This window comes from Shewanella sp. K8, assembly GCF_028823715.1.
GTDB lineage: Bacteria > Pseudomonadota > Gammaproteobacteria > Enterobacterales > Shewanellaceae > Shewanella > Shewanella algae.
In genome coordinates this window covers 44,561-71,372 of sequence record NZ_JAPEHY010000012.1, presented here as the reverse complement: position 1 = coordinate 71,372, position 26,812 = coordinate 44,561, and the positions used below count along the sequence as shown (strand labels likewise).

Below are 26,812 nucleotides of genomic sequence, written 5' to 3'. Positions count from 1 at the left end.
AATAACTAAATCAAACAGGAATATAGCCACGAATGCGAACTATCTTCAGGACAGATACCTCATGCTGGACTAAGATAACTAGGCTAGTTTATTGATTTATTGTAGCATTAACAGAATTATAAAATTTACGGAAAGGCTATGGCATTTACTCTTGTACTGGTGCTGATTGGCGCGCTTCTTCTGCTGGTGATCGGCATCAATGTTATTCAGCAACAAAAAGAGCGAGCCGAGGCCGAACGTCGTACCGAGCTGGCTCGCCAACGGGCTATTTTGGACGAAACCGAAGAAGTCCTCTCCAATACCGGCATGTTCCCTTGCTCTTCACAAATGGTTTTGGTGCTCTACAAGCGTATTCAGGATGCGGCAAGAATCGCCGTTACCCTGAGCAAAGCCAATCAGAAAGGGGATTATGAGCGGCGGCTGACTGATCTTGAGGCACTGATCAACAATCTGCAAAGCAGCGGCCCTCAAACACCGGCCATTGAAAACTTTCGCCTGCCTGACAACGATCGTCAGGTATTGGTGCTGGTACAGACCTTGAAAAAGCTCAAGGCGATTTTGCGCGCCGAGCATAACAAGGGCAAAGTCGATCCCACAGTATTTGCCGCTGAAGAAGGACGCATTGACAGCCTGCAACTCAGGATCAATGTGGAGAGCATGCTGTCACGCGCCCGCGCCGCCAGTTACATGAAACAATACGGCTCATCGAGGCAGATGGTCACCAAGGCACTCAGTACCCTGCATACCATCAAGGCACAAACTCCGAATGATCCCTTTATTGCCCGAAAAGTGGATGAAGCCAAGCAACTGCTCGATGAAATCATGGGTGCGCAAAAGATGGCTCAGCCCAGCGCCCCCAAACAGAAAAATGATGAAGATGATATCGATGTGTTGTTCCAGCCTAAGAAGAAGTGGTAAGCCGTCAACTTGAGCTTAAGCTACTACCGGTAAACTCCAACAAAAAGCACCTCTTGGGTGCTTTTTGTTGCTGCTGTCGGTTTTGCCTAGCCAAGTGAACTCTGCCAGCCAAGTAACTCATCCCCAAAGTTCTCTCAGCCAATTCTATCTCGATTAATTTATTCCGAATAATCCAGGCTGCCGATACAGCCCGTTTAGGGTCAACTTACACTTTCACAAACAATAACGCCCTGCAATTGCAGGGCGTTATTGGCTCAAGTATTCAGTTGAGCTTAGCTCTTGGCTTTCTTTTTCTTGCTGTTTTCAGCAAACCACTTGCCATCGCGATAGTGGGCGACCCAGCCGGTTGCCTTACCATCAACTTCGCTGGCCACGTACTGCTCTTTAGTCTTGCGGCTGAACTTCACCAGAGTCGGATTACCTTCATCATCTTTCACCGGCGCATCGGCCAGGAACTGATATTTGGGCCACAGCAACTCGCGGTACTCCACCAGCTCGGAGACCAGTGGTGCCCGAGTTTCGCGGGATCTCGGGAAGGTGCTGGCGGCCAGGAAGATACCCGAGGCACCATCACGCAAGACGAAATGAGCGTCTGACTTGCTGCACTTGAGCTCGGGCAATGGAATAGGATCTTCCTTGGGTGGCGCCACTTCGCCATTCTTGAGCAGTTTACGGGTATTCTTGCACTCGCTGTTGGTGCAGCCAAAATACTTACCGAAACGGCCGTTCTTCAGCTCCATATCGCTGCCGCAACGGTCACATTCAATGACCGGGCCTTCGTAACCCTTGAGTTTGAACTGTCCCTTCTCGACTTCATAACCCGGGCAGGCAGGATTGTTACCGCAAACATGCAACTTGCGGGTTTCATCCAACAGGTAGCTGTCCATGGCGGTGCCACAGATGCCACAGCGATGCTTGGCCCTGAGCGCCTCGGTTTCGGCATCTTCGCTCTCGCTGATCGCTTCTTCACCCGGAGTCAGGTTCAGCGTGGTCTTACAACGCTCTTTCGGGGGCAATTCGTAGCCGGAACATCCCAGGAACACGCCTGTAGTGCCTGTACGGATCCCCATGGGGCGCCCACAAGTAGGACAGGCTATGTCTGTCAGCACCATCTGGTTGGGGCGCATACCACCCTCTTCCGGTGGCAGCTCGGCATGTTGCAACTGCTTGGTGAAGTCTTTGTAGAAGCCATCAAGCACCTGTTTCCAGTCGAGTTGCCCCTGAGCAACGTTATCCAGGGTCTGCTCCATTCCGGCGGTAAAGTCATAGTTCATCAGGTTGGCAAAGTTTTCCACCAGACGTTCACTGACAATTTCCCCCATCTTTTCGGCGTAGAAACGGCGGTTTTCCACCTTCACATAGCCCCGATCCTGGATGGTGGAAATAATAGTGGCATAAGTGGAAGGGCGACCTATGCCGCGCTTTTCCAATTCTTTAACCAGAGAGGCTTCGCTGTAGCGCGCCGGTGGCTTGGTAAAGTGCTGTTTGGGATCCAGTTGTTTCAGATCCAGTTTATCGCCCTCCGCCAGATATGGCAGGGTGACTTCATCTTCATTCTTGCGTTTGACCGCAGATTGTACCCGGGTCCAACCATCGAATTTCAGGGTGCGACCACTGGCCTTCAGCTCAAACTCACCGGCCTTGACCGTGAGTCGAGTAGCATCATATTGAGCCGGAGTCATCTGACAGGCAACAAACTGGCGCCAAATAAGCTCATAGAGCCGCTGAGCGTCACGCTCCATGTCGGTCAGTGACGCAGCGTGTACAGAGACATCTGAAGGTCGAATCGCTTCGTGAGCCTCTTGCGCGCCCTCTTTGCTGCCATAACGAATAGGCGCATCTGGCAGGTACTTGTCGCCGAACTCTTTGGCAATCATGGCTCTGACGTTATCCAGCGCTTCCTGGCTCAGATTGGTAGAGTCGGTACGCATATAAGTGATATGACCCGCCTCATAGAGACGCTGGGCCATCATCATGGTCTTCTTCACCCCAAAACCGAGACGGGTACTGGCGGCCTGCTGCAGTGTCGAGGTAATAAAGGGAGCGCTGGGCTTGCTTTGAGTGGCCTTGTCTTCGCGGCCGATCACCTCATAACTGGCAGATTGCAGTGCTGCCACAGCAGCCAGCGCCTGGGCTTGATTGACCGGCTCAAATGCCTTGCCGTTTTGCTTGACCACTTGCATGGTCAGAGCATCATCGGTAGCGGTCGCCAACTGAGCGTGCAGATCCCAGAACTCTTCAGGCACGAAGGCTTTAATTTCGGCTTCCCGCTCAACCACCAAACGCACGGCTACCGACTGAACCCGTCCGGCAGAGAGGCCTCTGGCAACCTTTTTCCACAGCAGCGGCGAAACCATAAAGCCCACTACCCGATCGAGGAAACGTCGAGCCTGCTGAGCGTTGACCATATTGTTGTCGAGATCGCTGGGTTTGCTGAAGGCATCCTGGATGGCACTCTTGGTGATCTCGTTGAACACCACCCGCTTATAACGGGAATTGTCGCCGCCTATCACCTGCTGCAAATGCCAGGCAATCGCTTCCCCTTCTCTATCCAAATCCGTCGCGAGATAGATTTCATCGGCGGAATCGGCCAGCGCTTGCAGTTCTTTTACCACCTTCTCCTTACCAGGCAGAATTTGGTAGTTGGCTTTCCAGCCGTGCTCAGGATCAACCCCCATACGGGCAACCAGAGCCTTTTTCTCTTTCACCTTCTTGTACTTGGCCTTTTCTTCAGGCGACATCTTACGCACTTCGGCTGCGCTTTTTGCCTTGCCGTTGGCGTCGGCGGAGGAGGAAGTCGGCAAGTCACGTATGTGACCCACACTCGACTTAACGATGAATTCTTTACCAAGATATTTGTTGATAGTCTTGGCTTTGGCCGGCGATTCGACAATAACTAGCGATTTACCCATAGTGTGATTTGCGCCAAACGATCTCAGAACGGTGAAAATTGGCACCATATATAGAGGGTTGTCCTCGGACTTTCAAGTTAATCCCTCTTTTATGTGTACCGGCGACTCAATTTTTAAGCAGGGTTAAAAATTTGTACAAAATAATATTGCGTAATTAAAAACTAATATTTCATTATTTCACTGCAAGCAAGTAATAGTTATGCATTTGTGATGAAAAAGCACTTTTGCCACCCTGTGGGGCGACTTGTTAAGCCTAGGAGCTCAAGTATACTGGGGCCAGTCCAGGGCCTGGATTGGGCCCCTATAACAACCTCAAATACCCCAAAAGGACAAGCAATGAAGCATTTTGAAGCGAATTTTGACGGATTGGTGGGACCCACCCACAACTATGCTGGCCTGTCGTTCGGCAATGTCGCCTCCCTGAACAATGCTGCCCAGGCAGCCAACCCCAAGGCTGCGGCCAAGCAGGGATTACAAAAAGCCAAGGCACTGGCCGACATGGGGATGATCCAGGGCATGCTGGCACCGCAAGAACGCCCCGATCTGCATACGCTGCGAAGGATAGGTTTTAGCGGTACCGATAAAGAAGTACTGCAGAAGGCCGCCGAGCAGGCACCGGCGGTTCTGAGAGCCTGTTGCAGCGCCTCCAGCATGTGGACCGCCAATGCAGCAACCGTATCCCCGAGCGCCGATACCCATGATGGCCGTGTGCACTTTACCCCGGCCAACCTGGTGGATAAATTGCATCGCTCTATCGAGCCGCAAACCACAGGTAACATTCTCAAAGCCATTTTCAGCGACAGTCGCTATTTTGTACACCACCAACACCTACCGGAGCACAGCAGTTTTGGTGATGAAGGCGCTGCCAACCATACCCGCCTGTGTCAGGAATATGGTCATGCCGGAGTCGAAGTCTTTGTTTACGGCCAGGAAGCTACCAACCCTCAGGCCATAAAACCGAAGAAGTTTCCCGCCAGACAAACGCTGGAAGCCTCACAGGCTATCGCTCGCTTACATCGTCTCGATGAAGACAACACTGTCTTTATTCAACAAAATCCTGAGGTGATAGATCAAGGCGTATTCCACAATGATGTGATTGCTGTCGGTAACCGCAATGTGCTTTTTCATCACGAGCAAGCCTTTGTCGATACCAAGGCCAAGCTGGCAGAGATCCGGGCCAAGCTGGAAGGTGATATCCATTTCATTGAAGTACCGACCGCCAAAGTCAGTATTCAGGATGCGGTCAAATCTTACCTGTTCAACACTCAACTTTTGAGTATGAGTGATGGCAAAATGGTCATCATAGCGCCAACCGATTGTGCCGAGAACCCTGCGGTAAAAGCCTACCTCGATGAACTGCTGACTCTGGATACTCCGATTCAGAAAGTTGAATACTTTGATGTAAAACAAAGCATGCAAAACGGTGGTGGCCCGGCTTGTCTTCGCCTGAGGGTCGCCATGAATGATGCCGAGTTGGCAGCCATCAATCAGCATGTACTGCTCGACGATAGCCTGTTTACTCGCCTCAACGCCTGGGTGGACAAACACTACCGCGACCGCTTGTTACCCGCAGATCTTGCCGACCCACAATTGATAGTCGAGTCTCGCACCGCGCTGGATGAACTGACCCAGATAATGAAGCTCGGTAGTGTCTATCAGTTTCAGAGATAGGCAACTTCTTAATGAAAAGACCACTCAAATGAGTGGTCTTTTTGTAGATAGCGCGTATTTCAAGTCGTTATAGACCAATCGACATGTACAAACACTCTTGATAAAAAAGGCGCCGATGGCGCCTTTTGGGTCACTTGATTTTATCAATAAATATTGACCTTCAAGTTAACGACTTCGGTTTCTGCACCACCGGGAGTTTTAACCTTAACAATGAAGGAACCTGAATCTGGTTCATCTGCCCCCTTCAAGGTTACGCTGAATTGACGGCCACCGTTGTGATTGGAGCTGGGCCAAGTATAGCTTCCTGAGCTGGCTACCGAACCGGCAGATGTCGTAAAGGTCACCACGCTTCCGGATGGCATTTGCTGATTATGCAGGTCAGAAATAGTGAACTGGACTGTCGCACTCGATTTACCGTTGATATCAATGTCACCTCCCAGATTATCGCCGTCACGATCAATAATGCGGATGTCGGCTGGGTCGGTGGCATAAGCCGTGCTGCCAGACATTACCATCACCAAGCTGGAACGAACGTTGATGGATTGAGAATGACTAATACCATCGGCACAAGCGTCATGGGCGGGGATAGAGCACAATACACCATTGTATTTGCCATCGGCCGAGTCAAATACGCCATCGCTGTCGAAGTCGATCAGTTCCTCATTCTCACCGCCAATTTCACCACCGGCTTGCTGAGGATTGAACAATCCATCTTCATTGTGATCAACAAAGGCCTCTGCCAGATCATAAGGTTGGCCACTGACATCAGTACCTTGGAATGCAGCGACTTCAGATGCGTCAAAACGGCCGTTACCATTGGTATCCGGGAAAGACTCCTCACCGTTGGCTGTAGCTGTGATGGTTGCGCGGCCACCATACTTTTGGCCATAGAAGTTGCCACCGGTTGCAGAAAGCTCCGCAATGGGGTTACGGGAGCCGCTGTTATCGACCAGTAATTGGCCTTCAGGGCGAGCGTTCTGGCTGGTCCAAGTCACTGAGCAAACACCACCTGTGGTGGTACACGAAGGAGTAATTGCGCCCCCCTCTGTTGTAAAGTAAACTGCCGTGCCGTCCGGAACTGGGTTATTGAAAGCATCGGCCAGACGAGCAGTTACTTTCACTGCCGTGCCATCTACATCCCATCCCTCGGCATTGAGGGTTTCAGCCGAAAGCGAGAAGGAGTCCTGATCCGGTTTACCGGTAGAGATAACCAAGACACTGGACTGACTGGAGATCAGCGGAGAGGTCCCATCTATGTCAGCCGTCACCCGAACGGTAGTTGCTACCGTGCCCGAATTTACAACTGTCTGTACTATCCCTTCGTTATTGGTTGTCGCCGTTGCCGGGTTGAGACTCAAACCACCTACATCGGTATTAAGGCTGAAACTGACAGCCTTGTTGGCAACAGCATTACCATTGGTATCCAACACCTTAAAGCGAATAATAGAGGACTCATCCGAACCTGTACCCTTGATACCGATATTCTCAGGGGAAGCATCAACAAACACTATGCTTCCGGCGTCGGCTGCCAATATTTTCACAACCCCGGTAGCAGATAGGTTTTTGCCACCAACATCGGCAGAAACCGTGATGTTATCGTCACCGACACATCCTTTGGCCAGATAAGTACTGGTCGCCAGGCCATTAATGGCCGTTACAGGGCTACTAATTACGGCTTCAGGAGAGGTCTTTTTGGAACAGGTTGATGAAAAACTCACATCGACAGGTTCAGTAAACGGCTTACCTTGGCTATCTTGCAACATTACCGAAATCGTAGCGGTACCCCCCGCCGATAGAGTCGCTGCACTCACTGCTGCTTTTCCGGAAACAAAAGGATCACCACTCCCCATCTGTACATCTGAAGCACCGATCACAAAGACATGCTCAGCCTTTTCACCGGTTGCCAACGAGGCGGTGGCAGAACTGGCGCCTGGAGTACTTCCTGCATAAATACTGACGCTGGCCTTACCGTTGGCATCCGTAATCGCAGTTTTTATCGGGAGATCGCCCAAAGAGGCATCGAATGTCACTATGGCCGGTTTTGACAGGCCGGTTACTGTGGCAACAAGAATACCGGGAGATGTGCTGGTAATGCTGTCTGTCGTATTACCATCAACGTCAGTAAGAGTTAAGGTGACTTGCGCGCCACCTCCGGCTTGACCGCCATCACCTTTCATAGTGAAACCGACCGAGGCAGACTCTCCTGAGCTGATTGCAGCGCTAACGGTACCGGCACCGGCAATGTTGGACGTTGCCAGCGAAATCACGGCTTTGCCATCTGCATCAGTCAGGGCTGTGCCTATGGCTGGGTTGAAGGTGCCCAGGTTTTCGTTACTTAGGGTAAAAGTCACCAGTTGCCCCGCCAACGCTCCCGTTAAGCTATTGCTGACAGTCGCAGTCAAGGTCGCAGGGTTTTCTGCGGAAATATTGGGATCTGAAATATTCAGAGTGACGGTTGTTGTTCCCGTTGGCGGCGTCGAGCCATCCCCGGTATCTGAAATACTGCCCCCACCGCCACAGGCAAATAAAAGAAAACTACATAATAAAGTGAAGCAAAACTTAAACGCTGACCTCATTGTCAGACTCCCTGTTACTCAATAAATACGAACAATCTGCTTGTGTATTACTTATAGAGCAACATTACACAATTTTCCTTAAACATTTCCAGCACAAATGCACTATACAACTCATTATTTGCCAAAAACTTTAACTCACGTATCATTTCCTCGAGAGAGCTTTCTTGCTAGGCTTTAGTGCGCCAAATAACAAAAGTACAAGAATTAAACAGGAAGATTTATGGCATTCACTCCAACCAAGAAAATAGGCCTGACCGGCAAGATCCTTATCGGGATGGCGGCCGGTATTTTATTCGGCCTTCTTCTGAGACATTTTTTCCCCGATGGTGACCTGAACTCAGAACAAGTTCGGCAAGACCCCTACTTCATCTTTGTTGAGGATTACATCACCGAAGGTTTTCTCAACGTTGTCGGTACCATCTTTATCTCCAGCTTGAAAATGCTGGTGGTGCCACTGGTATTTATCTCTCTCGTCTGCGGTACCAGCTCACTCAGTGAGCCTTCAAAACTGGGACGCCTTGGGGGTAAAACCTTGGCTTTCTATCTGTTTACCACAGCCGTTGCCCTGACACTGTCGATTATGGCGGCGGTATTACTGCATCCTGGACATAGCAGTATGCCTACCGCAGGTAACAGTTTTGAGGCCAAAGATGCCCCCAGCCTGGCAGAAGTGTTAATCAACATAGTGCCCACCAATCCGATGCAGGCGATGAGCGAAGGCAATATGCTGCAGATCATCATCTTTGCCGTGATCTTTGGTTTCGCCATCTCTCATGTGGGCGACAAGGGCAAGCGGGTTGCCGCCCTGTTTGAGGACCTCAATGAGGTGATCATGAAGGTGGTAACCCTGATCATGCATCTGGCCCCCTATGGCGTATTTGCCCTTATGGGTAAACTGGCATTGACTCTCGGTATGGAGACCTTCAGCAGCGTAGTTGCATACTTCTTTGTGGTACTGGGCGTACTGCTGGTGCATGCCTTTGTCACCTACCCAGTGCTGCTCAATCTGCTGTCAGGGCTGAATCCCCTCACCTTTATCCGTAAAATGCGCGACGTGCAGCTATTTGCCTTCAGTACCGCCAGTTCCAACGCTACCCTGCCGGTCACTATCGAAACGGCCGAGCATCGCCTGGGCGTTGATAACAAGATAGCCTCGTTCACCTTACCCTTGGGCGCGACCATCAACATGGATGGCACCGCCATCATGCAGGGGGTGGCGACTGTGTTTATTGCTCAGGTTTACGGTATCGACCTGACGATTACCGACTATATCACTGTGGTTGTCACGGCCACCCTGGCCTCTATCGGCACAGCCGGGGTACCGGGAGTGGGTCTGGTGATGCTGGCCATGGTGCTCAATCAAGTGGGCCTGCCGGTAGATGGTATAGCACTGATTATCGGCGTAGATAGATTGCTGGATATGGTGCGCACCGCGGTTAACGTCACAGGTGATACAGTCGCAACCGTGGTGATTGCCAAGTCGGAAAATGAGTTCAATGAAGAGACCTTCAATGACCCTAAAGCCGGCAAAAACAATGTCAGCTTTCACAAGGAACACCACACTCCCATGTAAGGGATAATCCGGATTTGGGTATCAAAGCCAAGTTAGCCCTTGCGGCTTGGCTTTCAGATATCAAAAACAAAAGAGTGGAAATACAAAGAGGGCGCTCATTTGAGCGCCCTCTTCTTTTAATCTACTTGTGGAAACGAGCTTAACGCTCCCAGTAGGCTTCTTCCAGGCTGTCTTCCCGCTCAGGCAAACCTCTGGAGAGGCGAGGGCTGTGCTGCGCCAGCACTTCATAAGCCACCCGGTTGGCGTACTTACAGATTTGCGAGAATGAGGAGTAACACAAACCATCGCGTTTATGCTTGCTGGAGCCCGGCACGTTGGTCTTATGGAAAGTATTGGCCGCCAAGTCATGCAAGAGGGCAGACAGGGCACCATCACCGGCGCCATTGGTATTGTGAATTTTCTCCGGCCCGCCCATGTAAGGCGAAATATGGGCATACACCTTGATGGGCTTGTCACAGTCTTTTTTCAGTTTCGGGCGGGAGAACTCATAACGGTTGAACTCAGGAATAGCACCGGGAAGCAGAGTATGAGCCGTCTCGCGTTTCTCGGCATCGTTGGTATAACCGGCGGTGTAAAGTCCCGAAGCACCCGCTGTGGTCAGTACCATGTCACACCACTCAAGTGCTGCTTCACTGGCCAGTAAAGGATCGGCAAATCCGGTCAGCGCCTCACCTTCATCTTCATTCATCGCCAGCACAGTAACGTGCTGGCGAATAAACTCCTGCCACCACTTGGGATCTTCGGCAATCAGGAAACGGGTTCCCAAGGTCAGTACTACCGGCACTTCGGCTTCCTGGGCATAGCGAATGGCGGTCAACGCCGCTTCACCAATCTGATCGCCATCGCTGGCGCGCATCAGATAAGCGGTCAACACCAAAGCAGAACTGCCCTGAATCACTTCTTTATCGATAAACTCAGGGCTTAACTTGTCCATTGAGCCTTTGCTGATGGCAAAAGTGCGCTCACCGCCATCGGAGATCAGGGTAAAACAGCGACCTATAGGGCCTTCAACCGGTTGCAGGTAGTTAAGATCTACCTTGGACGAGGTGTTGCAGAGATAGCGGTAGGCATAACTGCCTACTTCAATATTCTTGCTCATCACGCCAAAGAGCACAGATCTGTCATCGGCGAGAATTGAGTAGTTGTGAATGGTATTGCCGATAGTACCGCCGGCAAACTCATCGCTGACCAACTCACGGCTTTTGAGCTCATGATACAACTGGTGGGCACTGGCATCATCAATCAGAGTCGAGTTGCCTTTGGGTAAGCCGTAACGCTGCAGCAGTTCATCTTCGACCTTGGCTTCGATATCCACCAGAGTTTGATCTATACCTGAAATCCAGGTACTGAAGGGTTGCGGCTGTTGAGTCAACTGCGCCAGCAGAGGATCACGGGTTTTGACCGGGAAATAGTGTTTGGATTTACGCTGACCGGGAAATTTCATATTGGGCTCTCGTTGTCTTCGTCCCTGAGTAGCTGCACGGCTTGAGTACAGACTTTCCTGATAATGATCTTAGGCCAGGCTGACTGGGCTGCCAGCGACCACACCGAATGGCGGCAGATTCTATCACAAATCCACCGCCGCACCAGTGCGCGCTCGCCGGCTTAATGCCAGTTTTCAGTGTGAAACTTCACCAAATCGGCAAGAAAACGCATATGAGCCGATTGTGCATTGAGACAAGGGATAAATTGATATTGTTTCCCACCGGCTTCAAGGAAGCTTTCACGGCCCCCTTGGGCTATCTCCTCCAGTGTTTCCAGGCAGTCGGCGGCGAAGGCGGGACTCATGATATCGACCGCTGTGATTCCCTGCCCCGGCAAAGATTCGAGCAGCTCATCGGTATAAGGGGTTAACCAGGGCTCTTTGCCGAAACGGGATTGAAAGCATAGCTGCCATTCACCTTCTCCCAGGCCAAGTTCGGCGGCCAGCAACTTGGCCGTGGTTTCGCAATGACTGCGATAAGGATCGCCCTCCTTGATGTAGCGCTCAGGCACCCCATGAAACGACATAAGCAGCCTTTGTCCCCGCCCTTCTCGCTGCCAATGGCTACGGACGCTGCCTGCCAGGGCCTGAATATAACCTGGCTTGTCGTGGTAATCCCGCACAAACCTCAGCTCAGGTAGATTACGCTCCAGTTTCAGTGCAGCGGCAACACCATCAAACACACTGGCCACAGTGGAGCAGGAATATTGAGGATAGAGAGGCAACACCAGCACCCTGTCCACACCGGCATTTTTCAGCGCCGTCAGGCCATCATTCAAGGACGGGCTGCCATAGCTCATACCCAGCTCCACAGGAATATGGCAGCCAGTTTGCTCCCGAAGCAATTCCGCCAGCGCTTGTCTCTGCTGTTTACTGACCACCATTAATGGCGAGCCTTCTGCTTGCCAGATAGACTGATACAACTTGGCGACTTTGCCCGGTCGGGTATTGAGAATAATCCCTTGCAACAGGGGTTGCCACAGCCAGGGAGACAGATCCACCACACGTTGATCACTGAGGAACTGCTTCAAAAAAGCACGCACCGCCGCTTTGGTTGGCGCAGAGGGAGTTCCCAGGTTAACTAAAAGCACACCGAATGGAGGACGGGTATCCTGCACTGTATTATTCCTGTTCCGAGAAAGATGGCGCCAAGTTAACATCGCTAAAACCATAAAAAAAGCCCGCAGCAGCGGGCTTTTTTCGATTATGAGAACCGGTTCTGATAATTAATCAGCCCAGTGCCTTCACAATGGCTTCACTGACGGAAACAACGCTCTGGGTACCATCGAACTTGCTGTACTTGGTATCACCCTTGGCAGCCATGGCACCATAGTAATCCACCAGAGGTTTGGTTTGTTCGTGGTAGATGCCAAGGCGCTTACGTACTGTGCTCTCTTCATCATCGGGACGGATAACCAGCTCTTCACCAGTGACGTCATCCTTGCCTTCTTCTTTAGGCGGATTAAAGACTACATGGTAAACCCGGCCAGAACCAGGGTGCACCCGACGACCGCTCATACGCTTGACGATTTCTTCGTCCGGCACATCGATCTCAATCACATGATCGACATGGATACCGTTGGCCACCATGGCATCAGCCTGTGGAATGGTGCGCGGGAAACCGTCCAGCAGGAAACCCTTGGCGCAATCGTCCTGAGTAATGCGCTCTTTGACCAGACCTATGATCAGCTCATCTGAAACCAATTGTCCGGCGTCCATCACCTTCTTGGCTTCCAGTCCCAAAGGCGTACCGGCCTTGACGGCAGCACGCAGCATATCGCCGGTTGAGATCTGTGGAATGCCATACTTTTCCATGATGAACTGAGCCTGGGTACCTTTACCGGCACCAGGGGCGCCCAATAGGATAATGCGCATATCAAGAGTCCTCTTTTCGCATTGATATTCTTGTTAGGGCGGCGATCTTCGCACATCTGACCGCCCATGAGAAGGCTTTTGGCTTCGACTTTAGCCACAGAAACGCCAAAAAAACCTGACAGCTCTGACCTGTTGAAAATGGTCAAAACCGCTCAGGCAGAGGCTTGGGCTGTCAAGCTTGACTCTATCAGTAGAGTAAACTGTAGAGCTTGCGACGATAGCCGCTCGCCAGTGCATTCCCCTGGCCAAGGGCTGAAAGTATCGTCAGAAACTGTTGTTTCAACTCACCATTGCCGGCGTTGAGATCTTGCTGCAGTTGCGCAAAAAGCAGCTCAAGAGCCTCTTCATCCCGGTGCGCCTGATGCAGTGCCGTTGCCAGCTTGCCAAGTAAACTCAGGTCACCCGGAGCCGCTTCAAGCGCTTGTTGCAAAGAGCGGATTTCCGGGGTATCAGCAGCCTCTTCCGCCAATTTGAGTTTGGCTTGTAAACTGGCGTAGTATGCATCCTGATCTTCAAGCTTGATGCCGGCAAGCAAGCTCTTGGCACCGGCAATATCACCGCTTAACAGGCATGCATCGGCATAGGGCAAGGCCACCTCGGCGCCGTTGTGCTCGCCATAGGCCTCCTTCAGCAGCACCAGGGCTGCTGCGGCATCGCCTCCTGCGAGTAATTCTCTGGCGTCAGCAAGTTGCAACTCCCAGGCGGCGGGCAGATGTTTATCCAGCATGGCCTGAATTTGCGACTCGTCCTGCACCCCGGCAAATCCGTCAACCGGCTGGCCCTGACTGAGGAACAAAGTGGTCGGCAGGCTCTGGATTTGGAAATAGGAGGCAATTTCCATCTCGGTTTCACAGTTAACGGCCGCCAGCAGCAGTTGCCCCTGATAACGGCTTGCCAATGCTTCCATGGTGCCGAGCAGCCCCAGACTCTCCGGGCTCTGCTGGGCCCAGAAGACCAACGCGACCAACTGTTGTTTCGAGGCTTCCACCACCTGCTGAATATTGTCGCGGGTCAGTTCGATACGTGTTTCCATAGCAATCCTTGTTGGATGGTCGGGCTATTCCCGAGTAAAAAAGGGCCATAAAGGCCCTTTTTTGATTGGCTTACTTAAGATTGGCAAGCAGCATCTGGTTCATCAAGCGGATAAACTCAGATGGGTCGGCCAGGCTGCCCTTTTCTGACAACATTGCCTGTTGCAACAACAGGTTACTCCAGTCATTAAAGCGGCTTTCGTCTGCCTCTTCATTGAGCCTGGCCACCAGCGGGTGCGTCGGGTTCAGCTCAAATGTCGGTTTGACTTCCGGCACCTGTTGGCCGGCGGCCTGCATCAGCTTGATCATCTGGCTCGACATCTCACCTTCACCGGCCACCACACAGGCTGGGGTATCGGTCAAACGCGTGGTCACACGCACATCCTTGACCTTATCACCCAGCGCTTCTTTGATACGCTTGAGCAAAGACTCGGATTCGGCCGCCAGTTTTTCCTGTTCGGCCTTTTCATTCTCATCTTCCAGCTCACCGAGATCCAACTCGCCGCGGGTCACAGAGTGCAGCGCCTTTTCCTTGTACTCGGTCAGATGGTTGATGAGCCACTCGTCGATACGATCAGACATCAACAGCACTTCGATGCCCTTCTTGCGCAGCAGTTCCAGGTGCGGACTGTGGGCCGCCGCCTCATAGCTGTCGGCAACAATATAGTAAATCTTGCTCTGACCTTCTTTCATCCGGCCTATGTAGTCGTCCAGCGATACCGTCTGCGCCGCGCTGTCATTGTGGGTCGAGGCAAAACGCAGCAAGCCGGCCACACGCTCGCGGTTGCTCCAATCCTCTGCCGGGCCCTCTTTCAGTACCTGGCCAAATTCGGCCCAGAACTGCTGGTACTTATCGCTGTCGTCTTTTGCCAGTTTCTCCAGCATGCCCAGCACCCGCTTGGTGATGGCCGTGCGCATGGCTTGGGTCACCTTGTTGTCCTGCAGTATCTCACGGGAAACGTTCAGCGGCAGGTCGTTTGAGTCGATAAGGCCTTTGACGAAACGCAGGTAAGAGGGCATAAACTGCTCGGCGTCATCCATGATAAATACACGCTGAACAAAGAGTTGCAGACCCTGCTTGCGATCCCGGTTCCAAAGGTCCCAAGGCGCCTTGGAAGGAATGTAAAGCAAGCTGGTGTATTCCTGCTTACCTTCGACCCGGTTGTGACTCCACAGCAGAGGATCGCTGAAGTCATGGGAGATATGCTTGTAAAACTCCTGATATTCCTCATCGGAAATCTCAGACTTGTTGCGGGTCCAAAGCGCGGTGGCCTTGTTCATCACTTGCCATTGACCTTCGGTGGCCGGAATTTTTTCACCATCAGGGCCTTCGGACTCGGGCGAACCTTCCTGCCACATCTCTACCGGAATGGAGATATGATCTGAGTACTTGGTGATGATAGAGCGCAGACGCCAGTCATCGGCAAACTCTTTTTCCTCTTCCCGCAGATGCAGAGTAATCTCGGTCCCGCGGCTCTCTTTGACTATGTCTTCAACGGTAAAGTCACCTTCACCGGCAGACTGCCATTGTACGCCCTCATCGGCCTTGTGACCGGCGGCGCGGGTTCTCACCGTTACCTTATCGGCCACAATAAAGGCCGAGTAGAAACCCACACCGAACTGACCAATCAGCTGCGAGTCTTTGGCGGCATCGCCGGAGAGGTTTTTGAAGAATTCTGACGTGCCAGACTTGGCAATGGTACCCAGGTGTTCGATAACGCCGTCACGGGTCATACCTATACCATTGTCTTCAATGGTAATAGTACCCTTTTCCTTATCGGTACTGATACGTACCCTGAGCTCACCATCACCCTCATAAAGCGCATCGTTGGTAAGTGCCAGATAACGCAGTTTGTCGGCGGCATCGGCGGCATTGGATACCAATTCACGCAAGAAAATCTCTTTGTTGGAGTACAAAGAGTGGATCATCAAATGCAAAAGTTGTTTGACTTCAGTTTGAAAACCATGAGTTTCTTGATGTGACATGAATAGCTTCCCTTGTTTATCGCAATAGGTTAAACCAACTTGAGTTGCTTAACTAAATGGGGATGCGATTTTCAAATTCAAGGGCGGAAGGACACAGACCGATAACAGCCGTCGAAAAAATAGCCCTCACATGGCCCAAAATATCGCCTGGACGCCGATTGACGATTTCCATCCATGTCGGAAATATCCAATCTTTGCGCTCTTTGCCTGGTTATCGTCTGAGACCCTATCTCAGGAGATATCATGATGAAACGACTCGATTACGCGAACGCCGCACCACAGGCAATGAAGATTCTTTACCAACAGGAAAGCTACTTCCACCAACAATTCAATGCATCGGAAACCATGTCAGTGACTATCTGGGAGCTGGTCAAACTCAGAGTTTCGCAGATCAATCAGTGCGCCTTTTGTATTGATATGCACAGTAAAGACGCACTGAAGTACGGCGAAAAGGCCGAACGAATTTTTGGCCTCAATGCCTGGCAGGACATGCCCATCTATAGCTACGAAGAAGGTGTCGCCCTCGGTTGGGCCGAGAAACTGACCGCCGGATTAAGCATCAGCGATGAAGAGTACCAACAAGTGCTGGATTGTTTCGGCCCTCAGGCGATGACAGATTTGACCATAGCTATCAATGCCATCAATAGTTGGAACCGTATAGTGAAAGTGTTTAAACCCGAGGTTGGCAGCTACCAGCCCCAATGACTCGGGTTATCCATGGACGGCAAACTATTCTCCCAAAGGCAGGCACACCTGAAACAGTTAAAAAATAGCCCCGCATAAGCGGGGCCGGTATTCACAGAAGGCACATTAACCCAAGTTTCAGAGCGGCATTCGCCCATTGAACGACAATGCCAGGGTGGTGCTGTCGACATATTCCAGCTCACCGCCTACCGGGACTCCGTGAGCGATTCGGCTCACCTTGACTTGGTAGCGATGGGCGATATCGGCAATAAAATGCGCCGTGGCATCACCTTCCACCGTCGGGTTCGTGGCCAGGATCAGCTCGGCAATCTCGCCTTTGGCCAGATGCTCTTCCAGCAGCGCCAGCCCCAACTCCTCGGGTCCGACACCATCGAGCGGCGATAGATGCCCCAGCAACACAAAATAACGACCACTGAAATGCCCACCGGCTTCGATAGCCAACACATCAGCCGGCGTTTCAACCACGCAGATGGTATCGGCATTGCCGCGCCGAGGACTGGCGCAGATGGGACACAGCGTTTCCTCGGTGAAGGTGCGGCAGGACTGACAATGCCCCACCTCCTTCATGGCTCGCTCCAACGCTTCAGCCAACTTGAGCCCGGCTTTACGCTCGCGCTCAAGCAGTTGAAACGCCATCCGCTGTGCCGATTTAGGGCCGACACCGGGCAAACAGCGCAGCGACTGGATCAATTCATCCACCAGTGGGCTGAATTTCATCTGTTATTCCGACTCAGAATGGCATCTTCATGCCAGGAGGCAGTTGCATGCCACCTGTCACTTCGGCCATCTTGGACTTTTGGTTCTCTTCAACACGGCGAGCCGCGTCGTTGCAGGCCGCGGCGATCAGATCTTCCAGCATCTCTTTGTCGTCTTCCAGCAAGCTGGGATCTATCTCGACTTTGCGAACATTGTGGCTGCCGGTCATGGTGACTTTCACCAATCCTGCGCCTGACTCACCAGTGACTTCCATGCGGGCAATCTCTTCCTGCATTTTGGCCATTTTTTCTTGCATCATCTGGGCTTGCTTCATCAGGTTGCCCATACCGCCTTTTCCAAACATAGCTTTATCTCTTCAATTCAAGTTGTGAGTAACAGGTCAAAGTTGGCTAATCTTACTGAAATAAACCCGCTTGGCAATCCAAGAGTCGCTTTGAGCGGCAATCTTATGAAGCGGGTAACATCCACCGGGCCCTAGGGCGCCTTGTCTGCAATCAAATTAGCCCGTTGACTGAGCAGCTCAGGGGGATACCCGAGAGTATCCTGGTCCAGTTCGGCCCCCATATGACTGACAAGCCATTGAATGTTTTCATCATTCATCAATGAAGCATGAGCCCCGCTCAGGAGCTCCTGATGAAAACGATGACGAATTTCCAACGGCGTTTCCCTTTGGTCATCTACTCCTACGACAATCTCTGTGCGGCAAGGTTTCCCAAACAGTTTGGAAAGCGCTTCTTCGAGCTGTTTAATAGCCGAATCTGCCGCCAAGTGCTTCTGATCCGGCTTGAGCAGCAAGGGCAGCGGTTCAGCTATGCGCTCACAGACTGAGTTCACCGCCAGTTGCCTTACCCGGCCGCCTATTTCGAGCGAGGACATCAATTTATACCAATAGAGATCCTGTGGATGACCGCTGGGTGGAGCATGGGCGAAGGCCTCGGCGGACTCCGGGCCTGGTGCTTGGCCCGGCTCGGATGCAGGCCGAGCTCCTGTGTTTACAGTATTTACTGTAGTGCTTTGGCCAGATCCCAGCTCAAGCTCATTTTTCGGCTCATGTCCCGGCTCGTCTACCGCCTGTGGTGCAGCTTCCTGTGCTGTCTGCTGCGCGGTATGTTGTGGTTGTGGTTGTGGTTGTGGTTGTGGCTCAGGCACAGACTCTGGTTCGGCTTGTAGGAAAGCCACGTTTTGAACCGTTTCACTGTCTTGCATTGCCTCGCGACCCGCTTCAACCGCACCCTCTGGGGCATCTTCCCATGGTGGCCTGTCTTCCTTGAGCGCCGCAACATGATTTGGGCCGGATTTGGAGGGCACCTCCCCGGCAACAGGAGTTTGTGTTTCTGCTTGGGAGGGCTCAGGGCTATTGCTTGGTTCAGGGCTGTCTACCCGCTCAGGGCTTTTGCTCAGCTCAGGGCTATTTCCTAGCTCTGCTGCCGCTTCTGACTGAGTGGCCGCTACAGCATCGGACTCAGGTGCTGCGGCCGCGCTGCGTCGCTCCAGCAAGGGCTTTTTTTCTTCACCGTCCTTGGGGCTGGCGGCCTCTATATCACTGAGCAGCAAATCCCGGGTGGCAAGCACCTGATCGAGCAGATCATCACCCAAGATGTCATCGCTGCCCGAGTCTATGTTGGCATCGGCAGGCACTGGCTCGCTTGATGGCTTATTTGATAGCGATGCCTCGGAGGTACTCTTGTCAGCAGCGGATGGCATTTGGCCGTCCATCGACATCTGCTGCTGATAAAAATCCAGGCTGCTATCCTGCCCTTCACCTTGCAGTGAATAGCCCATGGCAGCATAGAAGTCATCCTGGGATTGCTGCTCATCGTTAATAGCCGAGGTTTCAGCTTGTGACACAGGCTTGTGAGGTTGAGCTGCAGCCGGTTGCCGTGCCGGCAGAGACTCGGCCACTTTAGCAGGCTCAGAGGCCTCATTCCGGAACCCCATGCTACCGGCCTGGGATAACAGCAGCGCTTGTTCGGCCAATAAGGCCTGTTCGTCTGCATCTTCGCCCTCATCGGCAGCCATCTGTGAGTCAACATTGCTCGCCTGCGTCTCAGCCGCCGGGCTTACCTGTGTTGGCATCTTGGCAGCTTGCGTCTTTTCGGCTTGCGCTTCGACAGCCTGGCTTGTAACAGATTGAGCAGAGGCGGCTTGAGGTTTTATCTCATCGACGTTATTGCTTGCCAGGGGTTGATTCGGCGCCCCGACCGTCGCAGGCGCAGCGGCACTGCTGCTGTTTTCCAAGGCAGATAAATCGGCGACTTCACCCCTTTGCCAGCGTTTGGGCGGCGTTTCCGGCACAAAGGCAACGGCTCTGAGTAACGCCATCTCCAGCCCGGACTTGGGATCCGGTGCATAAGGCAGTTCCTTGCGACCGCTGAGCAGCAACTGGTAATAGAGTTGCACCTGCTCGGGGGCGAGGTTTTCACCATAATGGGTAATTCTGGGACCAAACAGCGACAGATTGGCCGCCGCCGGCGCAAACTGACTCAGGGTTATCTGATGCAAGAGCTCCAACAAGCTGCGCAGCACTTCGGCAGCATCGGCACCAAATGCCAGCACCTTGGCTACCTCCTGCATCATTTTGGCGATGTCGCCGGTGAGGAGCGCATCAAACAGCGCCAGCACCTGGCGCTCATCTATGGCGCCGAGCATGGTTTGTACCTGCTCCAGCATTACTTGCCCGGCTCCAAAGGCGATGGCCTGATCTGTCAGGCTCAGGGCATCTCGCATACTGCCGTTGGCGGCTCGCGCCAGAAGCGTCAGCGCAGAAGTTTCAAACTTAAGACCTTCGCTTTGCAAAATATGCTGCAACTGGCCGGCCATCTCCGTCTGATCCAGACTCTTTAGGTTAAATTGCAGGCAGCGGGACAGTACTGTCACCGGCAGCTTTTGCGGATCTGTGGTGGCCAGCAGGAATTTGACGTGCTCTGGGGGTTCTTCCAGTGTCTTAAGCAGCGCATTGAAACTGCTGCGGGACAGCATATGAACTTCGTCTATCAGGTAAACCTTGAAACGTCCCTGGGTTGGGCGATACTGAACATTATCCAGCAGTTCGCGGGTATCATCTACCTTGGTACGGGAAGCCGCATCGACTTCGATAAGGTCGACAAAACGCCCCTGGGCAATTTCCTGACAGGCACTGCATTGGCCACATGGCTTAGCGGTGATCCCTGTTTCGCAGTTGAGCCCTTTGGCAAACAGGCGCGCCAAACTGGTCTTGCCAACGCCGCGGGTACCGGTAAACAGATAGGCATGGTGCAGTCGTTGCTGACTCAGGGCATTGGTCAATGCATGCAAGACATGAGATTGGCCGACTACCTGATCAAAACTGGCAGGTCGCCATTTTCTGGCTAGTACCTGATAGGACATGAAACTCCCCAAAATCCATAAAAGTATCTTTGCGGGAGCAAGCTCCGCGGATCGTAAAACAATAACATGAGGTATGACTTCACGCTACCGAGACGACCCGCAAAGCAGCAGGGCTGAGCTTTTATTCGCCGTCAAACTCGCACAGCTTAACCAGTTCGAGCCCTTGCTCGGTCAGGCGCTGTTCACCGCCCAGGTCCGGCAGGGAGATCACAAATGCGGCGTCTTTCACCTCGCCGCCTAAGCGACGGATAAGCTTAACTGTGGCTTCAATGGTGCCACCGGTTGCCAGCAAGTCATCGATAACCAGTACCTTGTCACCCGGCACTATGGCATCAACATGCATTTCCAGGGTGTCGTGGCCATATTCCAGCTCATAGCTTTCGGCTATGGTTTCTCTTGGCAACTTGCCGGGCTTACGCACGGGAATAAAGCCCACACCCAACTCCAGCGCCAGAGGGGCACCAAAGAGGAAACCGCGGGCTTCGGTACCGACAACCTTGGTAAAACCATGATCTTTATAATGATCCACCAGCAAACGAATGCTTAACTGGTAGGCAACCGGGTCTTCAAGCAGACTGGTTACGTCGCGGAACAGGATCCCGGCTTTAGGATAATCCGGAATGGTTTTAATGCTTTGCTTAATCAGGCTTAAGCTGTCGGAGTTCATTGCCATAGTCTCAATACTTCATTTCCAGACACTGGGCCCGGCTCTTTACAACAAAAAAGTCCACACTGAGGTGGACTGCATTTCAAAAATCCGGCTAAAGCTTAAGCCGCTTTAATCCGCCATGCAACAATCTCTGTCGATAAGTGATCCAGGAGTTGTTGCTTTGTGTCACAGTTCAATGGTTTTCTCCAAAAGCCATTAACCTGGGACATATCCATACTGGCGGCCACTTCCTCTTGGCTGTGAGTACTTAGCACCACGACAGGCAGGTTGGCATAACCGTCGAGTTGCCTGAGTAGCGGGACGAAGTGCGGCCCGTCGAGCAAAGGCATGAAAAAGCCACTAATCACGGCATCGAAGTTTTGCCGCTCGGCGCACGCCAGCCCCTGCATGCCATTGGTGGCCAACGTACAGTGCCAACCTTGGCTCTGGAACAGTTCGGCCAAAGCCTGTTGGCTGATGTTATTATCATCAACAAGCAAAATGTTGAAACTCATTAAATTTCCCTAGTGGTTTCAAGGCGCGCCAAGGCTACCCCAACTGAATGACAAAATCACGACAAGTCGGCGTTTTTGTCTACAGGATCACTCACTATCTTCCAGCTCGGGGATCTGCCACAGGAACAACAACAGACAGACACAGCAAACGGCAAGTAAGAGTTTCACCCACCAAAGTGGCACCAAGGCAATGCTGAGGGCAAAACTGGCACCACTGACCAAAAAAGCCCTTCGCTTTAATCCTTTACGCATCGCTTTACGGGAATGCCAATCGGCAAGAGGCTGGGCAAACCAAGGATGACTGTGCAGCCAATCGTGTAGCCTTTCGCTGGAGCGGGCAAAACAAAAAGCGGCCAACAAAATAAAGGGAACCGTGGGCAGCACAGGCAAGACAATGCCGAGTAATCCCATAGCCAGGCTCAAAATACCCGAGATTAAAAAGAAGCCTCTTTTGATAACCATCCAATTTCCTCTGGAAAACCGGTCGCGCCTAAACAAAAGCCACCGCTGAGGGTGGCCATTGTAGCAAAAGCTGGATCTTGCTGCTTCAGATCAATCCCGCGTGTTTCAGCCAAGACAGACTGGCAGGCAGTGTAGGTAACAGCATTACCAGAATAAAACCAAGAAAATACAAAATATTGAATGGGTCTTTAAACGGCTGACTCATGACAGCTCCTCTACTTCTAGGGCCAGTGTGGGAGTGATCTCAATCACAAAACCGCGCTATTCTAGCCCTTTCTCACGCCGATAAAAACCATGTTTTTTCAATGGGATTAGCCACTCCCTTGTATTAAGGCCGTACTCAGGCATCAATGTCAGCCAAAGGGTCAGCCCAAGGCAAGTACAACTAAAATAAACTCATGCCTGACAAGGTGTTGTGGCTTGGATGGCGGTTGTGGGTTGCTTACGAATAATGCCCAAGACCGCCAGCTCCGCCAAAGTAGTGAGCGCGCCCTGACAAAGCTGTTGCTCAGGAAACTGGGGAAATGTCTCTGCCAGCCAAGCAAGTAACCGGGTAAAACTCAGCGGCGTTTGCTGCAGTTTGGCCAACAGCTGCGCCGTCATGGGATTGAGCCTTAAAAAGCGCACCTCCTCTTCCCGGTCACGATAGACACAGAAAAATACCGGGGTGGCCGCCACCGAATCCGGGCGGAAATCTGGGCTAATTCGGTCAACTTCGAACTGATATTGCGCCACTCTGGCGGTGACGGCCAATTGCAGTTTTGCAGCCAGTTGCTCCAGCGCCTGGAGCTCGGTCGGCTCCAGCCAAGGCGCCGAACTGTCCACTGCCACAGATACCTGCAGTTCCAAGAGTTCATAATGTGCCAGCTCCAGCATAAAAGGCATGGCATCCAAAGCGCTTGCCTGTTCCCGGCACAGATAGTCGAGAAACTCGGCGGCAATATCGATAAACAACGGGCTTTGACAATCATGGCGGGCAAAGAAATCCTTTACCAACGCCAACCACTGCGCCTCTGTATGCAACGACTTAAGAACCGGATAGGCATTGGAAACAAAGCCATTGACATTATTGAAAAAAAGCTCGCGATATACCCGCATGTGCCGTTCATCGGTGCCGGCCGGCAAAGGCATATCATCCCGCCGCAAATAGGCAACAAAAGCCTGTTGTAATTGGGCCAAGGCCATCAAGCTCTCCTCTCTTGTGCAAATGCACCCAAGGCCCGGTGTTGCAGCGTGTCTATCTGCTTCAACTCCTGACACAAGACTTGGGTTTCGGGAATATTAAAGTCCCGCTCCAGCAAGGTGGGATGCACCCCGTGCAACCTATAGCACTCTGCCAGCAGTTGCCAGACAGGGTCGATAATATCGGCGCCATGGGTATCGATAATCAGATCTTCATCCTGCTGATAATGACCGGCAATATGCAGGTAAGCGATGCGCTCACTGGGCATGGCCGCCAGAAAAGTCTTGGGGTCATAGCCATGATTAACCGAGTTGACATAGATGTTGTTGACATCCAGCAGCAGACGACAGTCAGCCTCTTCCAGCACGGCGCAGACAAACTCTTGCTCTGTCATCTCGGCACCCGGCGCGGCATAAAAGGACACATTTTCCAGAATAAGTGGCCGCTCCAGAATCGCTTCAACCTGTTTGACCCTGGCACTGACATGCCGTACAGCCTCATAAGTAAAAGGGATAGGCATAAGATCGTACATATGCCCATCGGCGGAGCAATAGCTTAAGTGTTCTGAATAGACATCTATCTGGTGCAAATCGAGAAAGCGCTTAATCTCTTTGATAAACGCCAGATCCAGCGGAGCTGGGCTACCAATAGAAAGACTGAGCCCATGGCAGTAAAATGAATGCTTTTCGGTCAGTTGTCGAAACTGCTTGCCAAACTTACCCCCCAGGCGCATCCAATTTTCCGGCGCGACCTCGAAAAAGTCGGCCTCCTTGGGTGCTGCCTGACAAAACTCGGCCAGCATCTCCCGCCTAAGCCCCAAACCGACACAGTTATTCATAAATAATTACCGCCTTTATGGTTTCAGACAGGGCGCAATGCGCCCTGCACTATTCAGCTTCAGTGGTTACTACCACACTTGGCTTCACCACACTTGCCTTCCTTGACCTTATTGGCTTCGGCTTTGGCTTTACCCTCGGCGGAATGCTTCATTCCTTCGCCACACTTGCCTTCACCGCACTTTCCTTCTGCGGCTTTTTTCATGCCTTCACCACACTTGCCCTCGGCGGCCTTATTCATGCCCTCACCACATTTGCCTTCGGCAGCTTTCTTCATCCCTTCGCCACACTTGCCTTCGCCGCATTTACCCTCACGGCCCTTGTGCTCGGCTTCTTTGGCTTTCTTATCACCACATTTACCTTCGCCGCACTTGCCTTCATTACCAACCAATTGATAACCGGCTTCCATTGCCTGAAAACCGAAAGCACTGGCCTGGGCCTCTGCCGCGACGGTGGAACCTGCGATAACCATACCCAAAGCGGCTGCTACTGTAGTTGTCTTGACTGTCTTCATTGTCTTTCCTGCCTGTTGCTCATAGAGTTGTTACGAGTGACCGGCCTCGATTGCCGGCTTGCAATATCAGACCCGGGGACAGCAGAATCTATTTCACATTTTCAACCACGGATCACAGTTTTTACCTAAAACCCCATGTAGGGATACATGAGTAAAATAGCAAATGCCGATAAGATCAAGCTGTTAACAGTTAGATCTCTCGAATAAGCCTGTGCCTTTTAAGCTGTCGATTGGTGCCGGATGGGATTTAAGGTAGAATGCGCCACTTTCTATTTCAGCCAGGCCTTAAACACGTGCGTATTATTCTCGCCCCTATGGAGGGGGTTGTTGACAATCTGATGCGGGAACTGCTCTCTGCAATTAATCCTTATGATCTGATGGTCACAGAGTTTGTACGTGTGGTGGATCAACTTTTGCCTGAAAAAGTCTTCCATCGCCTCTGCCCCGAACTGCTGCAGGGCGGCATGACTCTCAGTGGTACGCCAGTCAGGGTACAGCTTTTAGGGCAGGAGCCAGGTTGGATGGCTGAAAACGCTTTGAGGGCAATAGAACTCGGCTCCCAAGGGGTAGATGCCAACTTTGGTTGTCCGGCCAAGATGGTCAACCGCAGCAAGGGCGGTGCCGTGTTACTCCAGTATCCGGAGCAGATCCATAAGATAGTCAAAGCCATGCGGCAGGCGGTTCCTGTACCTCATGCGGTGACCGCCAAAATTCGCCTGGGGTTCGAAGACAAGAGCCTGTTTATGGAAAACGCGCTGGCAATTTATGAAGCCGGCGCCACTGAGTTGGCTGTCCATGCCCGCAGTAAAAAAGACGGTTACCGTCCACCCGCCTATTGGGAATATATCACTGAGATCCGTGAAAAACTGGCCATTCCCGTGATCGCCAACGGCGAGATTTGGAACCGGGAAGATGCCCTGCGCTGCATGGAAGTAACGGGTTGCGACAGTATCATGGTGGGCCGCGGCGCCATCTCTCTGCCCAATTTGGCGGATCACATCAAAAACGGCGCCATGCAATACAGCTGGCAACAGACCCTGGCACTGCTGATGAGTTACAGCCAGAAAGAGCTCAGCGGCCGCAAGAGTTGCTACTACCCGGCACGGATCAAACAGTGGTTCAGCTACCTCAATCGCCAGTATCCACAGGCCGATACCCTGTTCAGGGAGCTCAGGGTACACAAGCAAACCGACGACATAGTGGCCACTCTCAGCCGAGCTCATCGCGAAATAGATGACAAGATGTGAGCAATTCTGACAAATTAGCGCCTTAACGACAGAAAATGTCACCCAGATTTGATCTTTATCATAGTGACATTGACCCGGCTGTTTAGACTAAATGACCGTAGACTCAATCTTTACAGGCAATTATCAGTGAGCAGCTCCCATATCAGACAAGCATTGTCGGCGTTAGAAATCGATCTCAGGAAAGAGATAATGGTGCTCGGACCCCACTGGGATCCCCAGATGTCACTCAGTGATCTGATTGAAACCATGACTCAGGCCGATCTTTGCAAACATCCTCTCTACCACAGACTATTGAGACTGGATGCCGCCCTCTGCCAACTGGATTTAGGGCTTTATGGTCTTTGTGCAGACTGTGAGGCAGAAATCGAAGCATATCGGCTCGACAGAGATCCGACCGAGCAGCGTTGTGAACGTTGCCATGAGCAATATAAACACGAACACAGACAAGAATTGCGATTGAATCACTGATTGATCAATCAAGAGCGATGAAGGCAACCTCAAGGGTTGCTTTTTTTATGACTATCGTAAAACTCCGCTCTTTCTTTGCGCGTATGTCCTCGGCTCCTGACAGACAAGCTTTTATTCGGATAAAC

22 protein-coding genes are annotated in these 26,812 nt (G+C 52.0%); 6 read left to right on the top strand and 16 right to left on the bottom strand.

The genetic code is table 11. The features are described 5' to 3' along the window. The first annotated feature begins 138 nt into the window (after nt 1-138). Nucleotides 139-918: a hypothetical protein gene (locus ON072_RS08565; protein WP_025011035.1), complete on the top strand. Its 780-nt coding sequence runs from the start codon at nt 139-141 to the stop codon at nt 916-918. 272 nt (nt 919-1,190) lie between these two features. On the opposite strand, the gene topA is transcribed toward ON072_RS08565, so the two are convergent. Continuing rightward, nucleotides 1,191-3,830 carry a type I DNA topoisomerase gene (gene topA / locus ON072_RS08560; protein WP_025011036.1) on the bottom strand — a complete coding sequence of 880 codons (2,640 nt, stop codon included), beginning with the start codon at nt 3,828-3,830 and terminating at the stop codon, nt 1,191-1,193. Between the two features lie 336 nt (nt 3,831-4,166). Between topA and astB the strand changes: the two genes are divergently transcribed. Continuing rightward, nucleotides 4,167-5,501: an N-succinylarginine dihydrolase gene (gene astB / locus ON072_RS08555; RefSeq protein ID WP_117200833.1), complete on the top strand. Its 1,335-nt coding sequence runs from the start codon at nt 4,167-4,169 to the stop codon at nt 5,499-5,501. 143 nt (nt 5,502-5,644) lie between these two features. Here astB and ON072_RS08550 read toward each other — a convergent pair whose 3' ends face one another. Then, a complete protein-coding gene (locus ON072_RS08550) occupies nt 5,645-8,077 on the bottom strand; it encodes an Ig-like domain-containing protein (RefSeq protein WP_028781265.1) in 2,433 nt (810 codons plus the stop codon). A 220-nt stretch (nt 8,078-8,297) separates the two neighbouring features. Here ON072_RS08550 and ON072_RS08545 point away from each other — a divergent pair, with 220 nt between their 5' ends. Then, nucleotides 8,298-9,650 (top strand): dicarboxylate/amino acid:cation symporter, encoded by a 1,353-nt coding sequence (locus ON072_RS08545; protein ID WP_028781266.1) that lies wholly within the window; start codon nt 8,298-8,300, stop codon nt 9,648-9,650. 139 nt (nt 9,651-9,789) lie between these two features. Here ON072_RS08545 and ON072_RS08540 read toward each other — a convergent pair whose 3' ends face one another. From ON072_RS08540 to htpG, 5 genes are all read right to left on the bottom strand, one after another. Then, nucleotides 9,790-11,094, bottom strand: coding sequence for an inosine/guanosine kinase (locus tag ON072_RS08540; protein WP_025011037.1), 1,305 nt, complete (start codon nt 11,092-11,094; stop codon nt 9,790-9,792). Between the two features lie 161 nt (nt 11,095-11,255). Beyond that, a complete protein-coding gene (gene hemH / locus ON072_RS08535; RefSeq protein ID WP_044734783.1) occupies nt 11,256-12,293 on the bottom strand; it encodes a ferrochelatase in 1,038 nt (345 codons plus the stop codon). Nucleotides 12,294-12,363: 70 nt separating this feature from the next. Then, nucleotides 12,364-13,008 carry an adenylate kinase gene (adk, locus tag ON072_RS08530; protein WP_101059853.1) on the bottom strand — a complete coding sequence of 215 codons (645 nt, stop codon included), beginning with the start codon at nt 13,006-13,008 and terminating at the stop codon, nt 12,364-12,366. Nucleotides 13,009-13,195: 187 nt separating this feature from the next. Further along, on the bottom strand, nt 13,196-14,041 hold the full coding sequence (locus tag ON072_RS08525; protein ID WP_028781268.1) for a tetratricopeptide repeat protein: 846 nt from the start codon (nt 14,039-14,041) through the stop codon (nt 13,196-13,198). A 70-nt stretch (nt 14,042-14,111) separates the two neighbouring features. After that, nucleotides 14,112-16,025, bottom strand: coding sequence for a molecular chaperone HtpG (gene htpG, locus ON072_RS08520; RefSeq protein ID WP_261753055.1), 1,914 nt, complete (start codon nt 16,023-16,025; stop codon nt 14,112-14,114). Between the two features lie 243 nt (nt 16,026-16,268). Here htpG and ON072_RS08515 point away from each other — a divergent pair, with 243 nt between their 5' ends. Next, on the top strand, nt 16,269-16,730 hold the full coding sequence (locus ON072_RS08515; RefSeq protein ID WP_372239395.1) for a carboxymuconolactone decarboxylase family protein: 462 nt from the start codon (nt 16,269-16,271) through the stop codon (nt 16,728-16,730). Nucleotides 16,731-16,847: 117 nt separating this feature from the next. On the opposite strand, the gene recR is transcribed toward ON072_RS08515, so the two are convergent. The 9 genes from recR to ON072_RS08470 form a co-directional block, all read right to left on the bottom strand. Next, a complete protein-coding gene (gene recR / locus ON072_RS08510) occupies nt 16,848-17,447 on the bottom strand; it encodes a recombination mediator RecR (protein ID WP_025011506.1) in 600 nt (199 codons plus the stop codon). A gap of 13 nt (nt 17,448-17,460) precedes the next feature. Further along, a complete protein-coding gene (locus tag ON072_RS08505) occupies nt 17,461-17,790 on the bottom strand; it encodes a YbaB/EbfC family nucleoid-associated protein (protein WP_025011505.1) in 330 nt (109 codons plus the stop codon). A gap of 131 nt (nt 17,791-17,921) precedes the next feature. Beyond that, on the bottom strand, nt 17,922-20,813 hold the full coding sequence (gene dnaX, locus ON072_RS08500) for a DNA polymerase III subunit gamma/tau (RefSeq protein WP_274626024.1): 2,892 nt from the start codon (nt 20,811-20,813) through the stop codon (nt 17,922-17,924). Nucleotides 20,814-20,934: 121 nt separating this feature from the next. Next, complete coding sequence (gene apt, locus ON072_RS08495; RefSeq protein WP_025011504.1) at nt 20,935-21,486, bottom strand: adenine phosphoribosyltransferase; 552 nt, start codon at nt 21,484-21,486, stop codon at nt 20,935-20,937. 95 nt (nt 21,487-21,581) lie between these two features. Then, nucleotides 21,582-21,977, bottom strand: coding sequence for a response regulator (locus ON072_RS08490; RefSeq protein WP_028781028.1), 396 nt, complete (start codon nt 21,975-21,977; stop codon nt 21,582-21,584). 87 nt (nt 21,978-22,064) lie between these two features. Next, nucleotides 22,065-22,439 carry a YbaN family protein gene (locus tag ON072_RS08485; RefSeq protein ID WP_025888748.1) on the bottom strand — a complete coding sequence of 125 codons (375 nt, stop codon included), beginning with the start codon at nt 22,437-22,439 and terminating at the stop codon, nt 22,065-22,067. 396 nt (nt 22,440-22,835) lie between these two features. After that, nucleotides 22,836-23,624, bottom strand: a complete 789-nt coding sequence (locus tag ON072_RS08480) for an HvfC family RiPP maturation protein (protein WP_062793806.1) — start codon at nt 23,622-23,624, stop codon at nt 22,836-22,838. Then, entirely contained in the window at nt 23,624-24,460 is an 837-nt protein-coding gene (locus ON072_RS08475; protein ID WP_025890164.1) for an HvfB family MNIO-type RiPP peptide maturase, read from the bottom strand. The genes ON072_RS08480 and ON072_RS08475 overlap by 1 nt, the downstream gene beginning before the upstream one ends. A 59-nt stretch (nt 24,461-24,519) precedes the next feature. Further along, entirely contained in the window at nt 24,520-24,972 is a 453-nt protein-coding gene (locus ON072_RS08470; RefSeq protein WP_025011501.1) for an HvfA family oxazolone/thioamide-modified RiPP metallophore, read from the bottom strand. A gap of 293 nt (nt 24,973-25,265) precedes the next feature. Between ON072_RS08470 and ON072_RS08465 the strand changes: the two genes are divergently transcribed. Further along, the gene (locus tag ON072_RS08465; RefSeq protein ID WP_208184898.1) at nt 25,266-26,219 is read left to right on the top strand and encodes a tRNA-dihydrouridine synthase; all 954 of its coding nucleotides are present in this window, start codon (nt 25,266-25,268) and stop codon (nt 26,217-26,219) included. A gap of 126 nt (nt 26,220-26,345) precedes the next feature. Further along, nucleotides 26,346-26,687: a TraR/DksA family transcriptional regulator gene (locus ON072_RS08460; RefSeq protein WP_025890162.1), complete on the top strand. Its 342-nt coding sequence runs from the start codon at nt 26,346-26,348 to the stop codon at nt 26,685-26,687. Nucleotides 26,688-26,812: the final 125 nt, after the last annotated feature.

Bases quoted from the DNA above. Each gene is read 5' to 3' on its own strand.
- ON072_RS08515 (WP_372239395.1), top strand. From the start codon at position 16,269: ATGATGAAACGACTCGATTACGCGAACGCCGCACCACAGGCAATGAAG.
- recR (WP_025011506.1), bottom strand. From the start codon at position 17,447: ATGAAATTCAGCCCACTGGTGGATGAATTGATCCAGTCGCTGCGCTGT.
- ON072_RS08475 (WP_025890164.1), bottom strand. From the start codon at position 24,460: ATGAATAACTGTGTCGGTTTGGGGCTTAGGCGGGAGATGCTGGCCGAG.
- hemH (WP_044734783.1), bottom strand. From the start codon at position 12,293: ATGTTAACTTGGCGCCATCTTTCTCGGAACAGGAATAATACAGTGCAG.
- ON072_RS08480 (WP_062793806.1), bottom strand. From the start codon at position 23,624: ATGGCCTTGGCCCAATTACAACAGGCTTTTGTTGCCTATTTGCGGCGG.
- ON072_RS08470 (WP_025011501.1), bottom strand. From the start codon at position 24,972: ATGAAGACAGTCAAGACAACTACAGTAGCAGCCGCTTTGGGTATGGTT.
- ON072_RS08540 (WP_025011037.1), bottom strand. From the start codon at position 11,094: ATGAAATTTCCCGGTCAGCGTAAATCCAAACACTATTTCCCGGTCAAA.
- ON072_RS08485 (WP_025888748.1), bottom strand. From the start codon at position 22,439: ATGGTTATCAAAAGAGGCTTCTTTTTAATCTCGGGTATTTTGAGCCTG.
- adk (WP_101059853.1), bottom strand. From the start codon at position 13,008: ATGCGCATTATCCTATTGGGCGCCCCTGGTGCCGGTAAAGGTACCCAG.
- astB (WP_117200833.1), top strand. From the start codon at position 4,167: ATGAAGCATTTTGAAGCGAATTTTGACGGATTGGTGGGACCCACCCAC.
- dnaX (WP_274626024.1), bottom strand. From the start codon at position 20,813: ATGTCCTATCAGGTACTAGCCAGAAAATGGCGACCTGCCAGTTTTGAT.
- topA (WP_025011036.1), bottom strand. From the start codon at position 3,830: ATGGGTAAATCGCTAGTTATTGTCGAATCGCCGGCCAAAGCCAAGACT.
- ON072_RS08525 (WP_028781268.1), bottom strand. From the start codon at position 14,041: ATGGAAACACGTATCGAACTGACCCGCGACAATATTCAGCAGGTGGTG.
- ON072_RS08505 (WP_025011505.1), bottom strand. From the start codon at position 17,790: ATGTTTGGAAAAGGCGGTATGGGCAACCTGATGAAGCAAGCCCAGATG.
- ON072_RS08490 (WP_028781028.1), bottom strand. From the start codon at position 21,977: ATGAGTTTCAACATTTTGCTTGTTGATGATAATAACATCAGCCAACAG.
- apt (WP_025011504.1), bottom strand. From the start codon at position 21,486: ATGGCAATGAACTCCGACAGCTTAAGCCTGATTAAGCAAAGCATTAAA.
- ON072_RS08565 (WP_025011035.1), top strand. From the start codon at position 139: ATGGCATTTACTCTTGTACTGGTGCTGATTGGCGCGCTTCTTCTGCTG.
- ON072_RS08550 (WP_028781265.1), bottom strand. From the start codon at position 8,077: ATGAGGTCAGCGTTTAAGTTTTGCTTCACTTTATTATGTAGTTTTCTT.
- ON072_RS08545 (WP_028781266.1), top strand. From the start codon at position 8,298: ATGGCATTCACTCCAACCAAGAAAATAGGCCTGACCGGCAAGATCCTT.
- htpG (WP_261753055.1), bottom strand. From the start codon at position 16,025: ATGTCACATCAAGAAACTCATGGTTTTCAAACTGAAGTCAAACAACTT.